Origin of the sequence: Sporosarcina koreensis (assembly GCF_000826145.2) — a bacterium.
In the GTDB taxonomy this organism is placed as follows: domain Bacteria; phylum Bacillota; class Bacilli; order Bacillales_A; family Planococcaceae; genus Sporosarcina; species Sporosarcina trichiuri.
Genome location: NZ_LN651335.1, coordinates 312,862 through 333,254, shown reverse-complemented (window position 1 = coordinate 333,254; position 20,393 = coordinate 312,862). Strand labels below are relative to the sequence as shown.

The following is a 20,393-nucleotide window of genomic DNA, read 5'->3' as shown; positions in this document are numbered from 1 at the left end:
AAGCCCGCCGGGAACGAAGCGGGCCTTACATTACAGTTCCTGGCGAAGCGCATCGATGACATCGATCTGTGTCGCTTTGCGGGCAGGTCTCCACCCGGATACCATCGCAACCGAGAGACTGATGGCCGAAGCGATCAGCACGAGCTGCCATGGGATGATCGAGAAGGTCACATTCAGTTCACTGAATTCCTCTTCGCCGAGCGCAGCGCCGACAATGAGCGGGAGGATATAATTGGCGAGCAGGCTGACGCCGTATGACAGAATGACCGCAATCACCGTACCGATCAGACCGATCCACGCACTTTCCAGGAGGAACAGCCGCTGGATGAGTTTCGGCTTCGCGCCGAGTGCTTTCATCACACCGATTTCACGCGTCCGCTCCGTCACCGCCATCGTCATCGTGTTGAAGATGCCGATCGACGAGATCAGGATGGCGATCGTACCGACGAAGATCAGACCTGCCTTCAGGGCAAGGAAGAAGACGTCGATCTGATCGAGTTCCTCGGATATCGAATAGACGTCATAGCCATCGTCCTTCAGTGTCTGCGTAATCGATTTCACATGTTCAAGTTCATCCGCATAGACATTGAGGTTCTGTCCGAACAGTGGATCGCTGTTTTCTTCCGACACTCCGTCCTGATAGATTGTCTCAAGCTCCGGGATGAGCGCAGCGTCGGCGTATACACGGTTATCCTGGATGAAATCCTTGGCAGGGGCTTTTGCGATGCCGACAATCGTCAGTTCCACGGGCTTGCCGAATGACTGGTCTTTCATGTAGTCGCCGAGTTCGTACGTGAATGTTTTGCCGAGCAGAGGCTCTTTATACGTCGGCAATTCCGGGTCCTCGGCCGTTGCGTCATCTGTCTTCTCTTGGGCAGCTTCTTCATCAATGAGGCTTATTGCGAAGTCATGACCGACGACGACTTCATGCGCGTCTTCCGGCAGCCGCCCTTCATCGAGCGCAAACCCGGCTTTCGCCTCTTCCTCAAAATCAGAGACCGACAGTGTACTGTGGCCGGTGAAGCCGTCGAGCTCCATCTTCTGCCAGGCTGTGACACTCTGACGCAGCACGACCGCATTGACATGCCCGATCTTCTTCATGTTTTCCGCTTTCTCTGCATTCAAATCTTGCGCATACACCTCGATCTGCGTGACGAGCCGGTTGTCGAGGATTTCCTTGCGCAGCGTGTCCTGGATGCCGAAGCCGACGGACGCCAGGATGATGAGGAAAGCCGTCCCCATTGTAGCGGCGAGCACCGTCATGAACACACGCAGCCGGTTCTTCCGGATATGCTGCCGGACAAAATCGAACTGGTCCTTAACCTGCATGACGGGCACCTCCTGCAAGAAGCACGCCATCGTGCATCTGATAGACCCGGTCCGCCGTGTCGGCCACTTCGTCGTCATGCGTGATGATGACGAACGTGATGCCGCGTGTCTTGTTCAGCGACCGGATGAGGGTCAGGATTTCCTGCTCGGTTTCCGAGTCGAGACTGCCCGTCGGTTCATCCGCAAAAATGACCGGCGGATTCGTAATCAATGCGCGCGCGATGCTGACCCGCTGCTGCTGGCCGCCCGACAGCTCATTCGGGTAATGATCGCGGACTCCCTGCAGGCCGACCTGCTTCAGCAGTTCCGTCACTTCTGCGCGACGCACCGTCCGGCTGACCCCTTTCAGCTTGAGCGGCAGTTCGATATTCTCAAACGTCGTCAAGCCGGGCATGAGCTGGAAGTTCTGGAAGATGAAACCGAACTGATCAAGCCGGAACGCCGCGCTTTCGGTCTCATTAAACCCCGAAGTCACCGTTCCGTTCACTGTGATCGTACCGGATTCCGGCTTCAGGAAGCCTGCCAGTATGTGCAGCAGTGTCGATTTGCCGGAACCGCTCCGGCCGACGATCGAGACGATCTCCCCTCTGCCCACTTCGAGCGTCAGGTCTTTCAGGACCGGCACCGCCCGCTCCTTGCCCTTCTTTCCTATTTTGAATGAATGTGATATATGTTCTGCTTTGATCACCATTGTGTCCCCCTTGGTTTTGCTGATAGACCAAGTATGACAGGCAAATCTTTAGATAAAGTGTGCAGGGAAATGAAGAAATTCTTAAGATTGGAAGAGTCGCGCAGGGGGAGGTGCATTGCGCCGCGGCCGAGGGGCGCTGGAGGACTGAATTGTGAAGTTATGAGCACTGGAACGTGGTTTATGATCACTTTTTTTGATTTATGATCACTTCGGAGAGTTTATGAGCGGAAACCTGTGTTTATGATCACTTTCGCTGATTTATGAGCGGTTTGACCAGGTTTATGATCACTTTGCCCTTGGCAGCACTCCCCGTCCCCGATCTCGCCTCAGAAAATATGAGCGCAGCGGAGCCGGCAAGCCAGCCCTTGACTTCTTCATTTTTGCGCGGCCCGGGAGTTTGAAGTTGCAGCAGTTGAGCCGCGGCCGAGGGGCACTGGAGGACTGAATTGTGAAGTTATGAGCGCTTGGGTGTGGTTTATGATCACTTTTTTGATTTATGATCACTTTGGGGAGTTTATGAGCGGTTTGGCGCGGTTTATGAGCACTTTCAAGTTTTTCATGAAGGTTCCTCCATAACAAAAACTGCCGCTCCCCAGTTCAGGGAGCGGCAGCTGCATATCAGTCTTCTGTTTGCTTCGGTTCGTTCTTGGATGGCTCTTCCGTCGTTGCCGCGAGCGGCGAGCGGGATTTCTTCAGTTCGTCGGTCAGGCTGTCGATGCTCGGGCGGACAGATCCTTTGCCTGCGTAGCTCTCGAGTATCTCCTTGATGTTGAGACCGGTTGTCGCGCCGAGCGATTCCTGCATGGTGGACATGAGGTCGGTGGCGTAGCCGGTGACTTTGTTGGCACCGCCGCCTTCCCCGCTGCCGGTATCGACGACTGTGATCTTGTCGATGTTGCTGAGCGGACTTGCGACCTGCTTCGCATACTCCGGAAGCATGCCGACGATCATGTCGAGCATCGCGGCCTGGCCATAGTGTTCGAAGGCTTCTGCGATTTTGCGCTTCGCTTCCGCTTCCGCGAGACCTTTCAGGCGGATGACTTCCGCTTCGGACTCACCCTGTGCGCGCTGGGCGTCGGCGCGTGCCGTACCGTCGAGACGGACTTTCTCCGCATCGGCCGCTGCACGTGCTTCGATGCGGTATTTCTCGGCATCGGCTTCCGCGAGCTGACGGGATTTCTCCGCGGCTGCGTTCTGCTCGACGGAGTAGCGGTCCGCATCCGCTTTCTTCTTCACTTCGGAGTCATACTGGCGTTCACGGCGCTGGATCTCTTTCTCTTCGAGTTCGATCTGCTTCTGACGCTCGATGATCCGGATCTGCATTTCCTGTTCCATGACTTCCTGCTTCGAGCGTGCTGTCTGCAGCTCATACGCCTGGTCGGCACGGGCCCGTGCAGCATCCTGTTCAAGACGGTAACCCGCCACTTTCAGCTGGTTCTCTTTTTCGGCTTCTGCAATCTCCGTGGCACGCTCGATTTCCGCTTTCTGCGCTTCCTTCGAGGCTTCCGCGTTTTTAATCCGCGTCTCTTTTTCGGAAATCGCTGTGGCAATGTCCGCATCCCGTTTCACCTGTGCGATCCGCGGCTTCCCGAGCGAGTCGAGGTAGCCGTTCTTATCGCGCACATCCTTGATGGTAAAGGATACAATGACCAATCCCATTTTCGCTAGATCCTGGGAAGCAACGCGCTGCACTTCCTGTGAGAACTTGTCACGGTTCTTATAGATCTCTTCGACGGTCATCGACCCGAGGATCGAGCGCAGGTGACCTTCGAGCACCTCTTTCGCTTCATTCTCCCGGTCTTCCTTCGACTTCCCGAGGAACTGCTCGGCGGCAGTCGCGATCTCGGAGATCGAGCCGCCGATCTTGATGATCGCCGTGCCGTCCGCCATGACTGGTACGCCTTGCTCCGTATACACTTCCGGTGTCGTCACTTCCAGTTTGCTCGACAGCAGGCTGAGCGGTGTCGCCTGCTGGAATACCGGCAGCACGAATGTACCGCCGCCCCGGATGATCTTCACTCTGTTTCCGGAGTCATCCGTATGGACATTTTTCGATCCCAAATAGCTGCCTGTCACGATCAGTGCCTCATCCGGACCGACTGTACGGTACTTCGTGACGTACACGAGAATAACGGCTAACACAACAAATACGGCGATGGCAATGGCAATCCACATCGCTGGCAATTCTGCTGGCATGTCTTTTCCCCCTTTTTTCTGCTAAAAAGTTATTTGAAACGGAAAGGCTCGTATTCTTTGACGATGAACGTCCCGGCCGTCACCTCGATAATCAGAACTTCCTTCCCGTACTCGATTGGGGTGTTCTCATAGCCGGCGGCCCGCTTCGACAGCAGTCCGTTGACCGTCTCGATGACGATCTCCCCGAATCCGTCCGCCGGAATCGGGACAATCACCTTCCCGACCTTACCGGCAAGCGATTCATCATTATAGGCAAGCGATACTTCTGCGGATTTGAGCGGCAGCAGGATGAAGAAATACAGCAGGAAATCAAGCACGGCTGATGCCGCAAGTGAAATCGCCAGAACCCAGCCGCTGCCGAGCCCCGTAACCAGCTCCAGGATGTATCCCCATGTCGCCGTCAATGTGACGAACGGAAGCAGCACAGCTGGATCGAGCAATGGATGAAGTTCACCGGATCCATCTGTCAGATCACTGAAGAATAAGTATAACAGCGTAGCAATCCCTGAAATGATAAGGACAGGTAAGTATAGGTCGCCGATCGGGATTCCGAACACTTCCATTTCAAACACCTCCTTTGCCTATTGTATACGGGCAAGCAAGCGAAAGGATTCATTCCGCTGAAAAAATTTTGAATAATGCACTAAAAGTGAGAGAAGGCTGACAAATATGAATAAAAAATGGATAACCGGATGCAGAACTCGAGAAAATTGTCGAATCCTGAAAAAATCTATTCGTCTAAACGGCGGCGGTTTGCTATGATAGATGCGTTATCAAATTATTACATTCCGAATATCCGGATGGAGGTCAGCCATGTTCAGCCCGAGAAAAACAGATCCTTTCTTTGCAGCCCTGGTCGCCATTGCCGAACACGTGCAGGAAGCGATGCACTATGCAAATGATTATAAAGTGAATTCCGCTGCCGACTTGAAAGAAGTCAGCATCAAATTGAAGTGGTATGAAACGGAAGGCGATGATCTGATCCACGACCTCATCACCAATCTCAATACCTCTTTCATGACACCGATCGAGCGGGAAGACATCCTGCAAGTGGCCATCAAAATGGATGATATCCTCGACGGTGTCGAACATTTCGCTGCCAACCTGGAAATGTTCTCGCTCACGGAAATCGACGGATATATGCACAAATTCATGGAAAACATCGTGAAAAGCTCGGACGAAATCGTTAAAGCGATGAAACTGCTGGAGCGCAAGAAACTCGTGGAGATGCGCGAACACGCTGTCAGCATCAAGGAGTACGAACGCATCTGCGACGAAGTGCTGCGGACATCCATCAAGCAGCTGTTCGTGACGGAGACCGATCCGATCCAAATCATCAAATTGAAAGATATCTATGAACTGCTCGAAGAAATCGCAGACTACTGCCAGGATGTCGCCAATCTGATTGAGACGATCATCATGCGGAACGCCTAAGGAGGCCTACGATGGATATAGTTCTCCTTCTGACGATCTTAATCGTCGTCTGTGCACTCGCCTTCGACTTCATCAACGGATTCCACGATACTGCGAACGCAATCGCGACGTCCGTTTCCACACGGGCGCTGAAGCCGCGTGTGGCCATTCTGCTGGCGGCCACCATGAATTTCGCCGGCGCCCTGACGTTCACAGGGGTCGCAAAGACGATTTCAAAGGACATCGTCGACCCGTTCACACTGGAAAACGGCTCCCTGGTCATCCTGGCCGCCCTGCTGTCCGCAATCATCTGGAACTTGGTGACTTGGTATTTCGGTATCCCGTCCAGTTCGTCGCATGCGCTGATCGGCTCGATCGCGGGTGCTGCGATTTCAGCAGCCGGTTTTGCGATCCTGAATTACAGTGGATTCATCAAAATCCTGGAAGCCCTGCTGATCTCCCCGGTCATCGCAATCGTCGGCGGCTTCATCGTCATGTCGCTGCTGCGCCGGGTGCTGAAGAACCGCAACCTGTTCAAGGCGAACAAGCGCATCCGCTATCTGCAGATCTTGACGGCTGCAATCCAGTCATTCACGCACGGAACGAATGACGCGCAGAAAGCGATGGGGATCATCACGATGGCGCTGATCGCGGCCAACCTGCAGACCGGTGACGACATCCAGATGTGGGTCCGCATTGCAGCGGCCACCTCGATGGGAATCGGCACCTCGATCGGCGGCTATAAGATCATCAAGACCGTCGGCGGTAAAATCATGAAGATCCGGCCGATCCACGGTGCGGCGGCCGATCTCAACTCGGCTGCCATCATTTTCGGTGCGACGCTTCTCCATCTGCCGGTCTCCACCACACATGTCATCTCTTCGTCCATCATGGGCGTCGGGTCTGCACAGCGGGTCAAAGGCGTGAAATGGGGCACAGCGAAGAAGATTGTCATCACCTGGGTGATCACGATGCCGATCTCCGCGGCCATGGCAGCGGTTCTGTATCAATTGCTGGACTTGTTCTTTTAATTTGAATCGTATGGGTTGCACTCCCAGAACACCTCTGTTATGATAAAGAAGAATTATTTTTGTTCGGTGCGATGGTCGAGGTGCACTTGACCTTTTCAAGACTTGAGCAAGGATAGTAACACAATGTATGCACGTTGCATACGAGGAGGAAACAAACATGGAACATGGTAAAGTAAAATGGTTTAACGCAGAAAAAGGTTATGGCTTCATCGAGCGTGAAGATGGCGACGACGTATTCGTACACTTCTCAGCTATCCAAGGCGAAGGCTTCAAGACTCTTGAAGAAGGCCAGGACGTAACTTTCGACATCGAGCAAGGCCAGCGCGGTCTTCAAGCTACAAACGTTGAAAAGAACTAATTGACTTCACCCTTACAAAACCGCTCCCTCCGGGGGGCGGTTTTTTTATGCGCTGGATCTGTAGTGCGCAGGTTTATTTTGACCTTTGGACTTTTTTTGCCGCGTGGATTTCTCCTCTTGGCGCGCGTATTCTCCCTCGGGCCGCGCGTATTCTCCTCCGGGCCGCGCGTATCTTTGCCTGTTCCGCGCGTATCCCGCCTCTGCCCGCGCGCATTTTCCGGCGCGCGCGTATTCTCTCCCGGGCCGCGCGTATCTCGGCCTGCTCCGCGCGTATTCCGCCTTTGGCCGCGCGCATTTCCCAGCGCGCGCGTATTCTCTCCCGGGCCGCGCGTATCTCTGCCTGTTCCGCGCGTACCCCGCCTCTGCCCGCCCGCATTTTCCGGCGCGCGCGTATTCTCCTCCGGGCCGCGCGTATCTTTGCCTGTTCCGCGCGTATCCCGCTTCTGCCCGCGCATATTCTCCGGTGCGCGCGTATTTCCCCCCTGGCGCGCGTATTCTCCCCCGGGCCGCGCGTATCCCGCCTCTGCCCGTGCTCGATCTCGATTGCAGCGCTTGCAATCCCCGACACGGCGCTGGTTCCCGTCCGCAATCGGCGTCGGAATCGCCATTGCGGTCGTCATCGACGCGACCATCATCCGCCTGCTGCTCGTCCCGAGTCTCATGAAACTGTTCGGCGACTGGAACTGGTGGCTGCCGTTCCGGAAGAAAAACTCCTGAACACATGTGAAAAAGGCTGCTGTGCGGAAATCCGCACGGCAGCCTTTTGTTTCATTGAACCACATAGCCCGTCTCCGCCGTATATCCGGCAGCCGAGCCGCTCTTCTGTTCATCCTGCTTGAACGTCGCCAGCATGAGCCAGATAATGACCGCCACGACAATGATCGTAATGGCAATGATCCCGATGGTCACCGTCCTGCCTTTCATCCGATCACCCCGTCGTCCCCGACTTTCCGGAAACCTTCTTCTTTCAAGTAATCGACAGCTTCCTGGTAATCCCCGAAGCTGTCTTCCAGATTGAGTCCATGGTAGACGTTCCACGCATCGAGCTCCTCTTTCAGTTCCAGTTTCGAATTGCTGCCGTCCAGCCAGACCTCTTCGACCGGTTCCCGGTCGGCACCGCTTTCGGACAGCCCTTTGATGGCATCCTCGATTGTCTGGCGCAGTTCCGCTTCCGATGCTTCCCGCACATTGACGAGACCGCGGCCGTCCGGCTCGTATCCCGGTACATCCGCTACGTACACGAACGCGTTGCCGTTCGGATGAAGATGCTGCACGACGACCGTCTTGTCGAATTTGCTGTCAAGATAGTGGTAGTTTACCCGTTTCATGGAGACGTCTTTCTTCGTCAGCTCCGGATAGGATTCAATAATTGCCTGTTTTTCTTCAAATGTCAGCATTGCTCGTCCACACTCCTCGTTTGGTTCGTTCCAGTATATCACGATTCCCCGTCCACCAATAAGCCGAACATACGGGCGAAGCCGACCGCCTGCTCACTGGATATACGGCAGCCTGCAATTTTGGCGGGGGTCACTTCGAGCCGATCGAACCGGCAGTCAGACAAGTCGATGCCGGCGAGGTCCGTCTCCCGGAAATTCACGTTCTCCAGCCGGCTGTTCCTGAACGAGACCGGTTTCAGGCTGCACTCGAAGAAGTCAGAATCCGACAGCTGGGTTTCGTTGAATTCCGCCCGCACCAGCCCGGAAAAACTGAAATTGCTGTAGCGCATATCACACTGGGCGAACAGCACATCAGCAGCGGACGCCTGGGAGAAGTCGGCTCCCGTCAGCTTGCAGTTGACGAATTCGCATCGCCGCATATCCGCCCGGGCCGCCTGGACGTTCGAGAAATCGCATCTTTCAAATACTGTATCGATGAACACTGCACCCGTCAGGTCATTCTCCGCAAACGAACAGTCCGTCAGCTTCGCATTGTCCGCCGTCACTCCCGCGGTATCCATGCTGAGGAATGATTCGTTCGCGAGTTCGCAGTCCCGCAGCACTGCCCCGGCGGAAGCCGGTTCGCGATGTGCTGTCAGTTTCGGCGTCTTCCGTTTCCATGCCGCCATTTCCATCATCCCCTTACCGTGTTTTCCACTCCGTGATCAGCACGATCAGGATAACCACTGAAAACGCCAGGATATAGAACCAATCCGGAACCGCACTCAATCCGCTGAACATTGCCGTCACTTCCTTCTCTGTTTTTGCCCGATCTGCCTCTGCCTTCTGAGTATACCTGCTTTCCGCCTCCCTGAACACCGGCGCCCCTTACGGCAAAAAGTGTTCCCGCTGTATCCGGACTGCCCCTGCAAGGTATACTGGAGACAGGAGGCGACTGATGTGAAACGACTATTCCTCTTCATCCTTCTGCTTGCTGCCATCTACCTCGCAAAACCGTTCTGGGAAGAACCGGTCTCGAAATACGCCGACCTTTCCTTCCTGGATCCCGTGGATGAAAAGCTCGAAGGCATCATTTCCAAAGACACGATCGAATCGACATACCATACATTGCGTGACGCGACGGAAGAACTCATCGGGATCGTTTCGTCGAAAACCGATACTCTCCGTGACGTCAAGCAGCCCGTCGAAAAGCCGGCGCTCGCGGCTCCGACGTCTACGCCGATCTCCATCAGCAACCTGGAAATCGGTTCATCGGCCGCGGACGTCATGACCGCTCTCGGCAAACCTGTGAACCAGTCGCTGAATGAGTACGGCACCGAGTGGAACACCTACCATACCGACTACCAGAATTTCGTCATGGTATCATTCGACGAAAAGGATAAAGTCGCCGCGCTCTATACGAATGATGATCTCATTTCATCCAAATCCGGCGTCCGCTACGGGTCTGCGAAAGCGGATGTGCGGAAAGCGCTCGGGCAGCCGCTGACCAAGATGCGGAAAGGGCTGAATGTCTATATTCTGCAGGACGACGAAGGCATGGACCTGTTCAAACTCGGGGACGTATACGCCTACGTCTTCTATGATCTCCATCAGGACAGCCAGGTGACGGCCGTCGAACTTGTTTCGGCGGATCTCGAAGACCGGAAGAAAGGGTTGTATGGCGAACGGAGTGAAGCGCTGCGCAAAGGGTTCGAACAGCAGCTGTTCCATCTGACGAATGCGGCGCGCGTCCGCCATGGCCGGTCCATCCTCACCTGGGACAGCGCCGTCGCTGCCACTGCGCGGAAGCACAGTAACGACATGGCGGAACACTCGTATTTCAGCCATGACAACCAGGAGGGACAATCGCCGTTCGACCGTATCAAGGAAGACGGCATCCGCTTCAAACGGGCCGGCGAAAATCTCGCCTATGGCCAATCGAGCAGCATCTTCGCCCACGAAGGGCTCATGAACTCGAAAGGCCACCGGGACAATATCCTGCTGAAAGGCTACAGCAGTCTCGGCATCGGCGTCGGATTCAGCAAGGAGCAGCAGCCGTACTACTCGGAAGAATTTTTGCTGCGGTGATACTAAAAACCAGACCGTCCTCAGCGAGGCGGTCTGGTTTTGTTTTTGATTCACATGTGATTTCCCTGCTGGATCGCAGTGGTGCCCCTTCTATCTGCGACTCGCACGTTCTTTTCCTGCCGAGTCGCAATCGGAGCCCTCCTCGTTTCATCAGGCCGCCGGTAAAGCGGCCGATCCGATAAGATAGGTGTCGAGCGGAACGAGTTTACCGTTCACTTCGAATTGGATCATGTTATCTTCCCCCTGACGCTGGAGTTCGAAGACATGGAGTTCCGTTTTGTCCGATCCGCCAGTTGTATCCAGACGGAACGTGACAAGGTCCCCATCGGTTTCGACCGACGAGGTGACACTGCCTGATGCACGGAAGACGAGATAGGACGCGCTGTCCCCGGTGCTGATCATATAAAGGTTGTGCTTGCTGCCCAGCATCTCCTGTTTCGTGATCATGTCCTGGACCTTGGCCGGGACGTTCTTGACTTCCTTAATATCAGCGCCTTTTGACTGGCATGCTGTGAGCAAGAGCACAGCGAAGAGCACCATTGCCATCTTTCTCATCTGTCATTCCCCTTTTCTCTGGGCGCCCCCTGTCCATAGTGAGACTGGCGGCCATGTGAATCTGCACGTAGTGTTTCAGCAGTCAGATAACTGAAGTATAGCACAGGTATATGCTGAAATAGCGGATAATTGGAAAAATAAAAAGCATTGCGCAGGGCAATGCTCGGACTATCCGTTTATTTAATTGGCCGAAAGGTGTTTCCGGGATCACTTGGCTTCCAATGCACCGCACACGATCCGATCGCCGGAATCGCCGGCCGGGTCGGTTTTGTAATCATCGGGTCCTGCGTGGATGACGAGCGCACTGCCGTCTTCATCGAGAAGGGAGTTCGGTTTCCCTTTCTGCAGGGTCACATTGTGCATGACCACTTTCACGGCGACTTTCCCGCTCTCGCCGACTTCCAGGTTCGGCAGATCGCCCAGATGGTACCCTTTCGGATTATCGAACCCATGCTGTTTGCCGGTCGGATTGAAATGACCGCCCGCCGATTTGAAGTCAGGCGGCGTGCAGACCGCTTTCTCATGCAGATGGATACCATGAGTGCCCGGCGCCAGTCCTTCCGCCCGTACGCTGATCGTCAGTGCACCATTCGCTTCCGTGAAATGGGCTTCTCCGATTTCCTTGCCGTCCGTATCGATCAGGACGGCTTCCGCGGTCATCGCCGCCTCTGCGCTGACAGGAAGTTTTGCGTCTTTCGGATTACAGCCGGTCATCATGGCAAGACACATCATGCCAGCCGCCGGCAGTAAGAATTGTTTTAGTATCATAATGGTTGGTCACCCTCCTTACAGGAAGGGTGGCTGGAAACCTGAGGATTATACGCCTTATCTTAGCTGGACTGCATCACTCATCTCCAGCACATCGAAGACGTCCTTCTGGATGATAAGTGACATGATCTTGCCGTTCTTCTTGAAATAATGGACATTGCCGACACGTGCCTCGGTCATCTCGGTCCAGCCCCATTTTTCGATTTCCGCCAAGTAGGCGGCGGGCGGGGTTCCGTCTTCATCGCCGATGCCAGCCAGCTTGTACTTTGCCGACTTGGCGATCTCTGTTGTGCAGTCTTCCGGTTTCAGCTCGTAGGCGTTTTTCGGCACGGGGAACCCCTCATTGATCACCGCCATCCGGTAGCCGTCTTCATGCGCGAACGTATAGGCGCAGCCGGATAGCAGCAGCACTGCGCCCAGCAGCAGCAGACCTGTCCATTGTTTCATCCCACTGACCTCCTGAAGTCGTTCTCATACTTCAAGCTTACTTCATAAGTCTGCCGCTGTCTCGGGCGTTTTTGTGACAGTACCTCCCTATTTGGGTTGCGGATCCTATAGAAAATGCTTCGCAAGGCGAAGCACACAAGCCAGTCTTGGTTTGTTTGCTGCGCGGCAGTCTTTGGGTGGATAAACAGGAAAACCGGCCGCGAGTAAGGGCTGCGGCCGGTTGGTTTATGAGCGGGTTGCGCTGGTTTATGAGCGGTTCTTCATGGTTTATGATCACTTTCCGCGTTTTATGAGCGGTCCCCATGATTTATGATCACTTTCCGCGCTTTATGAGCGGTTCCCTGTGCTTTATGATCATTTTCAGCGATTCATGAGCACATCGCCGAGTTTACTAATCATTCGCCAGGGTGTACGAGCGGGCGGCCCCGATCACTTCAGTTTCTGGATGATACACACTTTCAGATAGTTGAATTCCGGATAGTCACGGTTTGTGCGGAAGTCTTTCGGCAGTGATGAATCTTCCAGGATCTTATAACGGTGGCCTGCCGCCTTGAACGCTTCGTCGATGAACCCCTTGAATTTTTTCATGCTGAAGCTCGCGTTGTTCGTCGACGCGACGATGATGCCGTTCTTCTCAGTGATGGCGATTGCATCCTGCAGCAGGGCCGGGTAGTCCTTCGCTGAGCTGAATGTCGCTTTCTTCGAGCGCGCGAAGCTCGGCGGATCGAGGACGACGACTTCGAACTTCAATTCATGGCGCTTCGCATAGCGGAAGTAGTCGAACACATCCATCACTTTGATGTCCTGTGCTTCGTAATCGATGCCGTTCACACTGAACTGTTCGATGGTCTTTGCGAGACTGCGTTTCGCAAGATCGACACTCGTCGTCTTCACCGCGCCGCCGAGCGCTGCGGCGACGGAAAATGCGCCTGTGTACGAGAACGTATTCAGCACATGCTTGCCTTCCGAGTAGTTATCGCGGAGCGCCTTCCGGACGTCGCGTTGATCGAGGAAGACCCCTGTCATCGCCCCGTCGTTGAGATCGACTGCGAAATTCATGCCGTTCTCTTTGACGATGAGCGGGAAATCCGCCGGCTCGCCGGACACATAATCATCCTGATCGATGTACTGCCCTTTCGTATCGAACCGTTTCTTTTCGTAGACCGCCTTCGCGTCCGCAATCTTGTCGAGCACGCTATACACGTGATGCTTGAGCGTATAGATGCCTTCACTGTACCAGCTCACCATATAATACCCGTCGAAATAATCGATGGTCAGCCCGCCGATGCCGTCCCCTTCCCCGTTAAACAGGCGGTAGGCGGTCGTCTGTGTGTTCATGCGGAAGCTTTCCCGGCGCTCGAAGGCCGCTGCCATGCGGGATTCGAAGAAGTCGAAGTCGATCGCTTCCTCCTCTTTCCGGGTCAGCACCCAGCCGACCCCTTTGTTCTGCACGCCGTAATAGCCTTTGGCGATGAAACGGCGGTTCCGGTCCACAAGACGGAGCAGGCTGCCCTCTTCTTTCAGCACGTCCGGATTCATGACGGCATCTTTCAAAATCAGCGGATATCCTTTCCGCAGGCTGCTGGCGCTTTTATCGTTTACAAGTACATCAATTGTTTTCATCGTGTCATCCTTTTTGCTCCGGCCGCTGAGTGCTGCCGCGCGTTTTTTCCATTATCGCACGTTTCCGTCCGGATTGCGACGGGTTCATAAGATCACCCGGTCTTTCCGAGCCGACGCTTCATTAGGAAGCCCGGTTTCGTCTCAGCCAGCAGGATCGCTGCCAGGATCAGTCCGGCGCCGATCAGCATCCGTCCTGTGACCGCTTCATGCAGCAGAAGGATCGAAAAAACCATGCCCCATAGCGATTCCATCGACAGCAGGATCGCAGCTTTCGTTTCGGTGACATGTTTCTGGGCGACCGTCTGCAGCAGGAATGCAATCGTCGTCGAGAAGACTCCCAAGTACAGCAGCGCGGCAGCCGACTCCGGCGTTACCGGGATTGCGGCTTCCCCGCGCGCAATCACTGCCAGCCAGGCGATGACCGCAGCCGCCGCCATCTGGATAAGTGTCAGTATGATGGCATCTTCCGTCTTCACGAACTGGCCTGTGTAGAAAATATGGAAGGCGAACATCACCGCACAAAGGAGTGACAGCACATCCCCCGGATTGAGCGTCAAAGAGCCGTTCATGGACAGTAATGCAATTCCTGCCATCGCAAGAAACGCACCGGTCACCTCGAATGCACCGACCCGCTTGCGGTAAAGCACGAAGGCGATGAACGGCACGACAAGCACGTTGACGGCCGTCAGGAATGCGTTGTTCGAAGGTGTCGTGAATTGCAGGCCCACCGTCTGCAAGGCGAAGGCACTGTACAGGAAGATCCCAAGCAGACTTCCTTTCCAGACCGCCGCAGCGGTCACTGACTTCAATTTCCTATGGAACACGATGCCGAGCAGAACGGCACCGACCGCAAACCGTCCCGCGAGAATCTGGTATGGACTGAAGTAATCAAGTGCGATGGCACTGACCGGAAAGCCCGTCCCCCAGATGATGGCCGTGACCAGAAGGCCGATTTCCCCTATGTATTTCCTCATGATGCTTCCCCCTGTCTGTCTCCAGTATACAGGGCGGCCGGATGCCGGCGGAAGCGGAACATGAAAACCCCCCCGGGATTGTTCCTCCCGGAGGCCATCCATTATTCAGGAGTTGCTGCTGTGGCTGCACTTGCGATGGCGTCATCCCAATCCGGGGCGTCCACTTCAAGCGGCACTTGAGCACGCTTTGCTTTCACCGCGGAATAGAAGAACAGCGCAACGAGGAAGATCGAGATGACACTCGCCCCGATCAGCGACACTTCCATCGGCAGCCGGAACCCGATCGGCGCATTCAGGATATATGTCGTCGTCGCCATCAGCATGAACGTACCGGGCACAAGTGCTATCCAGTAATTCTTCCCGGCGATGAACAGATACGTCGCAGCGACGAACAGGGCGATGACAGCCGTGGACTGGTTCGCCCACGAGAAGTAGCGCCAGAGGATATTGAAATCGACGAATGTCAGTGCGATCGAAACGGCGAACAGCGGCAAGGCGATCCAGAGCCGGCTCATGACCTTCAGCTGCGGGAACTTGAAGTAATCCGCGATAATCATACGGGCACTGCGGAACGCCGTATCGCCGGATGTAATCGGCAGGATGATGACACCGAGAATGGCGAGGGTTCCGCCGACCGCGCCGAGCATGAGTGTAGAAGCTTCACTGACGATCATGGCAGGACCGCCTGCAGCGAGCAGTTCGTTCAGACCGACCGGACCATTGAACAGCGCCATGCCGGCCGCTGCCCAGATCATTGCGATGACCCCTTCTGCGATCATCATGCCGTAGAAGATCTTGCGGCCTTGTTTCTCACGCTGAGTCGTCCGAGAGATGATCGGCGTCTGGGTCGCGTGGAATCCGGACAGTGCGCCGCATGAGATCGTCAGGAACAGCAGCGGGAAGATGGGAATGTTATCCGGGTGCAGGTTCGTCAAAGACAGTTCAGGGATCGGCGCCCCTTTGATGAGCATGCCGCCGCCGACACCCAGCGCACTGATGATCAGCAGCAGGCCGAAGATCGGATAGAACCGGCCGATGATCTTATCGATCGGCAGCAGCGTCGCCAAGATGTAATAGATGAAGATCGCTGCAACGATGAGACCCATCGCCATCCAGCCGTTCATCAGGTTGTACAGGAGGCCTGCAGGTGCCGAGACGAACACCGTTCCGACCAGCAGGAGAAGTAAAATGGCGAAAGCGTTTACAAGGTGCTTCATGAATTTCCCGAGGAACTTGCCTGCAAGCTCCGGCAAGTGTGCCCCGCGGTTCCGGATGGAGATCATCCCGGTCAGGTAGTCATGCACTGCGCCCGCAAAGATTGCACCGAGCACGATCCAGAGGAATGCGACCGGACCGTACAGCGCTCCCATGATCGGACCGAAAATCGGGCCGACCCCCGCAATGTTCAGCAATTGGATCAATGAGTTCTTCTTCGTATTCATCGGCACGTAATCGACGCCGTCCTGATTCGCAAACGCAGGTGTCTGCCGTTCTTCTTTCACGCCGAACACCCGCTCCACAAACTTACCGTACGTGAAATACCCGACAATCAGCAATGCCACCCCAAATAGAAACGTATACATATATCCCCCGTCCTTTCTCTGTCAGAAGTCTTCCTTGATTATAAAACAACTATTCTAACAATTGGCCATTCCGGGGATATCATGTCGTTTCTTCCTTCTGACGTGCCGGATCTCCGTACTGACGTGCAGCTTGTCACCCTTCCAGCTTACGCCGCAGCGCTTTGGCATAATTCCGGCTGACGGAAAGCTGTTCCGGCCGGCCTTCCAGTTCAAGCTGATAAGCGCCGTTGAACCAGGGGGTCAGGCGGCGGACGTGCGCAAGGTTGACCAGAAAGCTCTTATGGATGCGAAAAAACGAGAAAGGGACGAGACGTGCTTCCAGATCTCTCAGCGGAAGCTTCACTTCGTGCTCCCCTGTCCGCGTGATGACCCGCGTCCGGTTCTCTTCCCGGCTGACGTACAGGATGTCAGGGATCGGCACGTACTCGATTTCCCCCTCCCGCTCAACAGCGAGCCGGCCGAGCGGCTGCCTGGCCGGTGCTTTCCCGCCTGCCGGCCGCTTTGCGCGGATCCGTGTGAGGGTCTGGGCGAGCTGTTCCTCTTCGTACGGTTTCAGCAGATAGTCGACCGCATCCACACGGAAGGCGTCCGCTGCGAACTGGGGATAGGCGGTCGCGAACACAAGATACGGCGGATGCTTAAGACCGTTTGCAACTTTTGCCGCTTCGAGGCCGTTCATCTTCGGCATCTCGACGTCGAGGAACAGGACATCGGGCTGCAACTCGATCGTTTTCAAGATCGCCGCATCGCCCGAGTCCGCTTCTCCGACGATTTCAACGTCCGGATGGCGTCCGAGCAAATAGATGAGTTCCTCCCGGGCGTAGCGTTCGTCATCCACCACAAGAATCCGGATACTCATACGTGCACCTCCTCTTTCGCTGTCTGGGGGATGCGGAACCGGACAGCCGTCCCTTCCCCTTCAGGGACCCCGAACCGGAGGCCCGCTTCGCTGCCGAACGACATGACGAGACGGCGGTGGACATTATAGAGGCCCATCCCTGTTCCGGTAGCCGATTCGACAGGTTCCTCGCCAAGAAGCGGCAGCCGTTCTTCCGCAATCCCCTTGCCGTTGTCCCGGACCGTGATCACGGTCTCCCCTTCCTCCAATCCGATCGAGACGGTCACCACACTGCCGCTCGCCATATCGGCGATGCCATGCTTGACAGCGTTCTCGACGATCGGCTGAAGCGTCAGCGGAGGGATCAGCTGCGACAGTACGGATGGATCGACGTCGAGCTCCACCGTCAGTTTGTCGACGAACCGCGCCTGCTCGATCTGCAGGTAGGCCTGGACATGGGCCAGTTCTTGTTCGAGCGTCACACGCATCGCCGTTGTCCCTTCAACGTTCTGCCGCAGGAACTTTGACAGCGACATGAGAAGCTGGCGCGCCTGGTCCGGATCGGTCCGGATCAGCGAAATGATGACATTCAGGGAATTGAAGAAGAAATGCGGACTGATCTGTGCCTGCAGCGCTTTGATTTCCGCATCTTTCGCGAGTTCGTGCGCCCGTCCTGCGGCTGCGATCTCGAGCTGGTCGCTCAGCAGCGAGCTGAGCCCGTCGATCAGTTCGATCGTCACATCCGTGATCGCCTTCTCCGATGGATAATAGAGTTTCAGGGTCCCGACCACTTCATCGCGCTGCTTGAGCGGCGCAATGACAGCAGCGCCGAGCGGACAGTGCGCTTCGATGCAGTGGATCGCCCCGTCATCCGCTGTGACACGGCGGCCGTGCTGCAGCACTTCCTTCGTGATCGTCGTCTGGATCGGGCTGTGCGGCTGATGATGATCGCTCGCCACACCTACATGCGCCAGGATTTCGGACTGGTTCGTCATTGCCACTGCGCTTGGCTCCAGTTCCCTGTACAGGATCCGGCACACAGCGTCGCATGTCGCCGCTGTCATCCCCTGCCGCAGATGCGCAAGCGTCTGATTGGCGATGCGGAGCGTCTTCTGCGCCTGTAATGCGGTCGCCTTGTCCTGATCGCTCAGCACGTTGTAGACGATCAGCAGGAAGATGGCAGTGCCAAGTCCGTTTGCAAGGATCATCGGCAGGCCGATCGTCTTCACAAGCGCCCAGCTCTCCGTGAACGGCTTGGAAAGGACCAAAATCAGCCCCATCTGCATCGCTTCCGCCAGTGCACCGATGGCGAACGCCATGACGGGATGCACCGTCTTGCCTTTCCGATAGAAAAAGCCGGCAAGAATACCGGATAAGATTGTTGAAAACCCACAAGAGAACGCCGTGAATCCGCCGAGCGTCATCCGGTGGAGACCCGCAATCAGTCCGGCCCCGAGACCCAGCCGCCAGCCACCCAGCAAACCGGCGACCACAATGCCGATGACGCGCGAATTCGCGATGGCCTCATCCCCCGAGAGATTCATGGACATGCTGTTGAAATGCAGGGTCTGCGTGCTGAACGCCACTCCGAGATACGTGCCGATCACCCCGAATGCCCCAAAAAACAAAATAGCATTCACCGACTGACGCCGTGTCAGCGTATCCTGGTGAATGAGCTGTTTGAAAAACCGGAACCGAGTCAGGATGAATGCCACCGCAACAATCGTCCCGACCCGCTCCAGCATGATGATCAGCAGGTCCAGCATAGCGGCCGCCCCCCTTCCCTTTTCATCTGATTATAGAATGAATTCAGTCACTTTAAAAGAGGGAAACGCAAAGCGCTTCCCTTTCAGCTTTCCAAAAACCGGTCCAGAATCTCGGCAACCGTTCCGCCGCCCGCCTGTGCAGCACCTGTTCCCGCCCACAAGGACAAATAGTCTGCATTCTCCAGATTGGCCGCTTCTTTCCGAAGCCGTTTCGTCAGGTCGTTCTGGATCGGGTACGGCGCAATCGGCATCCTTTGCATCCGATCGATGATAGCATTCCGGATACCGCGCGCCGGCCGGCCCGAAAAGACCGGTGTGATCACAGTCCGGTCGTCCGTTGCGTCCAGGATCGTCTGCTTATAAGCGGACGCAGCACCGCTTTCATCCGCCGCGAGCAGCGCCGTGCCGATCTGGACGGCGGACGCGCCGGCTCCGAGCAATTCCCGCATCCGGCTCGCAGACATGATGCCGCCTGCTGCCACCAGCGGGATACCGAGCCGCCGCACCGATTCGTCCAGCAGATCATCGAGCGGAACGAGGGGGCCATCCGGCTGGAAGGAACCCCGATGACCGCCTGCCTCCGAGCCTTGCAGCACTACCATATCCATCCCGATCCTCTCGGCGGCTGCCGCTTCTTCGGCCGTCGTCGCCGTACCAACCGCCAGGATGCCGGCATGCCGAAGCTCGTGCACGGTTTCCAATGACGGCAGACCGAAGGTGAATGAACAGACGGCCGGCTTCTCTTCCAGGACCACCCGGAGCTGTGCTTCAAAATCCGATTCTGACAGCGGCGCCTTCCAGAACGGCAGGCCGAGCTGTTCGCCGATCGGCTGCAGCGCCTCATACGCCCGGCGCACGTCCTGCTGATCGAACACCGGCTCATCCGGAACGAACAGATTGACCGAGAACGGCTTGTCCGTCAGCTGGCGGACCGCTCGGATGATGTTCCGTGTCGATGCCGCGTCCAGGTAGCCGGCACCAATCGAACCGAGCATACCCGATTCCGTGCACGCTGCAACGAACTCTGCTGTCGTCACGCCTGCCATCGGCGCCTGGATGATCGGATGCTTCAGGTGGAATCTGTCAAGCGGATTCATCGGACTGCCTCCCTTCACTCCAATATGTCGCAGACCCTGCCGACCTGGCCGTCTTCGAGCCGCACTTTGATGCCATGCGGATGGTGCGCGGATTTCGTCAGCAGATCCTTGACAACCCCTTCCGTCTTCACCCCGCTCCGCTGGTCTTTCTTCAAAATCACGTTCACCCGGAGACCGGGGCGGATATCACTTCGATTCTTTCCATCCATCGCATGATCACTCCTTTCCTATCAGTGTAGCATATCCTGTGGAATCGGCTG

Annotated in this window: 21 protein-coding genes and 1 pseudogene; 5 read left to right on the top strand and 17 right to left on the bottom strand. The window is 55.9% G+C overall.

Annotated elements, in window-relative coordinates:
• Window positions 1-30 precede the first annotated feature (30 nt).
• The 4 genes from BN1190_RS03190 to BN1190_RS03175 all read right to left on the bottom strand — a co-directional run bounded on the left by BN1190_RS03190 (window position 31) and on the right by BN1190_RS03175 (window position 4,779).
• Complete coding sequence (locus tag BN1190_RS03190; protein WP_040285553.1) at window positions 31-1,329, bottom strand: ABC transporter permease; 1,299 nt, start codon at window positions 1,327-1,329, stop codon at window positions 31-33.
• A complete protein-coding gene (locus tag BN1190_RS03185; RefSeq protein ID WP_040285677.1) occupies window positions 1,319-2,017 on the bottom strand; it encodes an ABC transporter ATP-binding protein in 699 nt (232 codons plus the stop codon). Before BN1190_RS03185 ends, BN1190_RS03190 begins: the two co-directional genes overlap by 11 nt.
• 621 nt (window positions 2,018-2,638) lie before the next feature.
• Window positions 2,639-4,195 (bottom strand): flotillin family protein, encoded by a 1,557-nt coding sequence (locus BN1190_RS03180; RefSeq protein WP_179860742.1) that lies wholly within the window; start codon window positions 4,193-4,195, stop codon window positions 2,639-2,641.
• Between the two features lie 50 nt (window positions 4,196-4,245).
• Window positions 4,246-4,779 carry a hypothetical protein gene (locus BN1190_RS03175; RefSeq protein WP_179860736.1) on the bottom strand — a complete coding sequence of 178 codons (534 nt, stop codon included), beginning with the start codon at window positions 4,777-4,779 and terminating at the stop codon, window positions 4,246-4,248.
• Between the two features lie 250 nt (window positions 4,780-5,029).
• Here BN1190_RS03175 and BN1190_RS03170 point away from each other — a divergent pair, with 250 nt between their 5' ends.
• The 4 genes and pseudogenes from BN1190_RS03170 to BN1190_RS14970 all read left to right on the top strand — a co-directional run.
• Window positions 5,030-5,650: a DUF47 domain-containing protein gene (locus BN1190_RS03170; protein ID WP_040285551.1), complete on the top strand. Its 621-nt coding sequence runs from the start codon at window positions 5,030-5,032 to the stop codon at window positions 5,648-5,650.
• Between the two features lie 11 nt (window positions 5,651-5,661).
• A complete protein-coding gene (locus tag BN1190_RS03165) occupies window positions 5,662-6,660 on the top strand; it encodes an inorganic phosphate transporter (RefSeq protein ID WP_040285550.1) in 999 nt (332 codons plus the stop codon).
• Between the two features lie 157 nt (window positions 6,661-6,817).
• Window positions 6,818-7,018, top strand: coding sequence for a cold-shock protein (locus tag BN1190_RS03160; RefSeq protein WP_040285549.1), 201 nt, complete (start codon window positions 6,818-6,820; stop codon window positions 7,016-7,018).
• 588 nt (window positions 7,019-7,606) lie between these two features.
• Window positions 7,607-7,735, top strand: a pseudogene (locus BN1190_RS14970) (MMPL family transporter); the annotation flags it as partial.
• 51 nt (window positions 7,736-7,786) lie between these two features.
• On the opposite strand, the gene BN1190_RS14965 reads toward BN1190_RS14970, so the two are convergent.
• From BN1190_RS14965 to BN1190_RS03150, 3 genes are read right to left on the bottom strand one after another with little or no spacing between them, the layout of a single operon-like run.
• The gene (locus BN1190_RS14965) at window positions 7,787-7,942 is read right to left on the bottom strand and encodes a hypothetical protein (RefSeq protein ID WP_179860735.1); all 156 of its coding nucleotides are present in this window, start codon (window positions 7,940-7,942) and stop codon (window positions 7,787-7,789) included.
• On the bottom strand, window positions 7,939-8,415 hold the full coding sequence (locus BN1190_RS03155; protein ID WP_040285547.1) for a hypothetical protein: 477 nt from the start codon (window positions 8,413-8,415) through the stop codon (window positions 7,939-7,941). Before BN1190_RS03155 ends, BN1190_RS14965 begins: the two co-directional genes overlap by 4 nt.
• Window positions 8,416-8,453: 38 nt before the next feature.
• A complete protein-coding gene (locus tag BN1190_RS03150) occupies window positions 8,454-9,083 on the bottom strand; it encodes a pentapeptide repeat-containing protein (RefSeq protein WP_052461662.1) in 630 nt (209 codons plus the stop codon).
• Between the two features lie 271 nt (window positions 9,084-9,354).
• On the opposite strand from BN1190_RS03150, the gene BN1190_RS03145 reads away from it, so the two are divergent.
• Window positions 9,355-10,482: a CAP-associated domain-containing protein gene (locus BN1190_RS03145; RefSeq protein ID WP_040285546.1), complete on the top strand. Its 1,128-nt coding sequence runs from the start codon at window positions 9,355-9,357 to the stop codon at window positions 10,480-10,482.
• Window positions 10,483-10,632: 150 nt separating this feature from the next.
• On the opposite strand, the gene BN1190_RS03140 is transcribed toward BN1190_RS03145, so the two are convergent.
• From BN1190_RS03140 to BN1190_RS03095, 10 genes are all read right to left on the bottom strand, one after another.
• Window positions 10,633-11,037, bottom strand: a complete 405-nt coding sequence (locus BN1190_RS03140; protein WP_040285545.1) for a hypothetical protein — start codon at window positions 11,035-11,037, stop codon at window positions 10,633-10,635.
• Between the two features lie 207 nt (window positions 11,038-11,244).
• Window positions 11,245-11,805 carry a superoxide dismutase family protein gene (locus tag BN1190_RS03135; protein WP_082023245.1) on the bottom strand — a complete coding sequence of 187 codons (561 nt, stop codon included), beginning with the start codon at window positions 11,803-11,805 and terminating at the stop codon, window positions 11,245-11,247.
• Between the two features lie 57 nt (window positions 11,806-11,862).
• Window positions 11,863-12,252, bottom strand: a complete 390-nt coding sequence (locus tag BN1190_RS03130) for a hypothetical protein (protein WP_040285544.1) — start codon at window positions 12,250-12,252, stop codon at window positions 11,863-11,865.
• Between the two features lie 429 nt (window positions 12,253-12,681).
• Complete coding sequence (locus tag BN1190_RS03125) at window positions 12,682-13,875, bottom strand: class I SAM-dependent rRNA methyltransferase (protein WP_040285543.1); 1,194 nt, start codon at window positions 13,873-13,875, stop codon at window positions 12,682-12,684.
• 92 nt (window positions 13,876-13,967) lie between these two features.
• Window positions 13,968-14,849, bottom strand: a complete 882-nt coding sequence (locus BN1190_RS03120) for a DMT family transporter (RefSeq protein WP_040285542.1) — start codon at window positions 14,847-14,849, stop codon at window positions 13,968-13,970.
• Window positions 14,850-14,950: 101 nt separating this feature from the next.
• Complete coding sequence (locus BN1190_RS03115; protein WP_040285541.1) at window positions 14,951-16,432, bottom strand: carbon starvation CstA family protein; 1,482 nt, start codon at window positions 16,430-16,432, stop codon at window positions 14,951-14,953.
• 133 nt (window positions 16,433-16,565) lie between these two features.
• Window positions 16,566-17,291, bottom strand: a complete 726-nt coding sequence (locus tag BN1190_RS03110; RefSeq protein ID WP_040285540.1) for a LytR/AlgR family response regulator transcription factor — start codon at window positions 17,289-17,291, stop codon at window positions 16,566-16,568.
• On the bottom strand, window positions 17,288-19,036 hold the full coding sequence (locus BN1190_RS03105; protein ID WP_040285539.1) for a sensor histidine kinase: 1,749 nt from the start codon (window positions 19,034-19,036) through the stop codon (window positions 17,288-17,290). Before BN1190_RS03105 ends, BN1190_RS03110 begins: the two co-directional genes overlap by 4 nt.
• Before the next feature lie 83 nt (window positions 19,037-19,119).
• Window positions 19,120-20,133, bottom strand: coding sequence for an NAD(P)H-dependent flavin oxidoreductase (locus BN1190_RS03100; protein WP_040285538.1), 1,014 nt, complete (start codon window positions 20,131-20,133; stop codon window positions 19,120-19,122).
• A 14-nt stretch (window positions 20,134-20,147) separates the two neighbouring features.
• Window positions 20,148-20,342: a YwbE family protein gene (locus BN1190_RS03095; RefSeq protein ID WP_040285537.1), complete on the bottom strand. Its 195-nt coding sequence runs from the start codon at window positions 20,340-20,342 to the stop codon at window positions 20,148-20,150.
• Window positions 20,343-20,393 lie beyond the last annotated feature (51 nt).

Coding starts and splice junctions, on each gene's coding strand:
- BN1190_RS03115 (WP_040285541.1), bottom strand. CDS start 16,432: ATGTATACGTTTCTATTTGGGGTGGCATTGCTGATTGTCGGGTATTTC.
- BN1190_RS03160 (WP_040285549.1), top strand. CDS start 6,818: ATGGAACATGGTAAAGTAAAATGGTTTAACGCAGAAAAAGGTTATGGC.
- BN1190_RS03105 (WP_040285539.1), bottom strand. CDS start 19,036: ATGCTGGACCTGCTGATCATCATGCTGGAGCGGGTCGGGACGATTGTT.
- BN1190_RS03110 (WP_040285540.1), bottom strand. CDS start 17,291: ATGAGTATCCGGATTCTTGTGGTGGATGACGAACGCTACGCCCGGGAG.
- BN1190_RS03190 (WP_040285553.1), bottom strand. CDS start 1,329: ATGCAGGTTAAGGACCAGTTCGATTTTGTCCGGCAGCATATCCGGAAG.
- BN1190_RS03175 (WP_179860736.1), bottom strand. CDS start 4,779: ATGGAAGTGTTCGGAATCCCGATCGGCGACCTATACTTACCTGTCCTT.
- BN1190_RS03150 (WP_052461662.1), bottom strand. CDS start 9,083: ATGGCGGCATGGAAACGGAAGACGCCGAAACTGACAGCACATCGCGAA.
- BN1190_RS03180 (WP_179860742.1), bottom strand. CDS start 4,195: ATGTGGATTGCCATTGCCATCGCCGTATTTGTTGTGTTAGCCGTTATT.
- BN1190_RS03095 (WP_040285537.1), bottom strand. CDS start 20,342: ATGGATGGAAAGAATCGAAGTGATATCCGCCCCGGTCTCCGGGTGAAC.
- BN1190_RS03120 (WP_040285542.1), bottom strand. CDS start 14,849: ATGAGGAAATACATAGGGGAAATCGGCCTTCTGGTCACGGCCATCATC.
- BN1190_RS03130 (WP_040285544.1), bottom strand. CDS start 12,252: ATGAAACAATGGACAGGTCTGCTGCTGCTGGGCGCAGTGCTGCTGCTA.
- BN1190_RS03155 (WP_040285547.1), bottom strand. CDS start 8,415: ATGCTGACATTTGAAGAAAAACAGGCAATTATTGAATCCTATCCGGAG.
- BN1190_RS03165 (WP_040285550.1), top strand. CDS start 5,662: ATGGATATAGTTCTCCTTCTGACGATCTTAATCGTCGTCTGTGCACTC.
- BN1190_RS03140 (WP_040285545.1), bottom strand. CDS start 11,037: ATGAGAAAGATGGCAATGGTGCTCTTCGCTGTGCTCTTGCTCACAGCA.
- BN1190_RS03170 (WP_040285551.1), top strand. CDS start 5,030: ATGTTCAGCCCGAGAAAAACAGATCCTTTCTTTGCAGCCCTGGTCGCC.
- BN1190_RS03125 (WP_040285543.1), bottom strand. CDS start 13,875: ATGAAAACAATTGATGTACTTGTAAACGATAAAAGCGCCAGCAGCCTG.
- BN1190_RS14965 (WP_179860735.1), bottom strand. CDS start 7,942: ATGAAAGGCAGGACGGTGACCATCGGGATCATTGCCATTACGATCATT.
- BN1190_RS03135 (WP_082023245.1), bottom strand. CDS start 11,805: ATGATACTAAAACAATTCTTACTGCCGGCGGCTGGCATGATGTGTCTT.
- BN1190_RS03100 (WP_040285538.1), bottom strand. CDS start 20,133: ATGAATCCGCTTGACAGATTCCACCTGAAGCATCCGATCATCCAGGCG.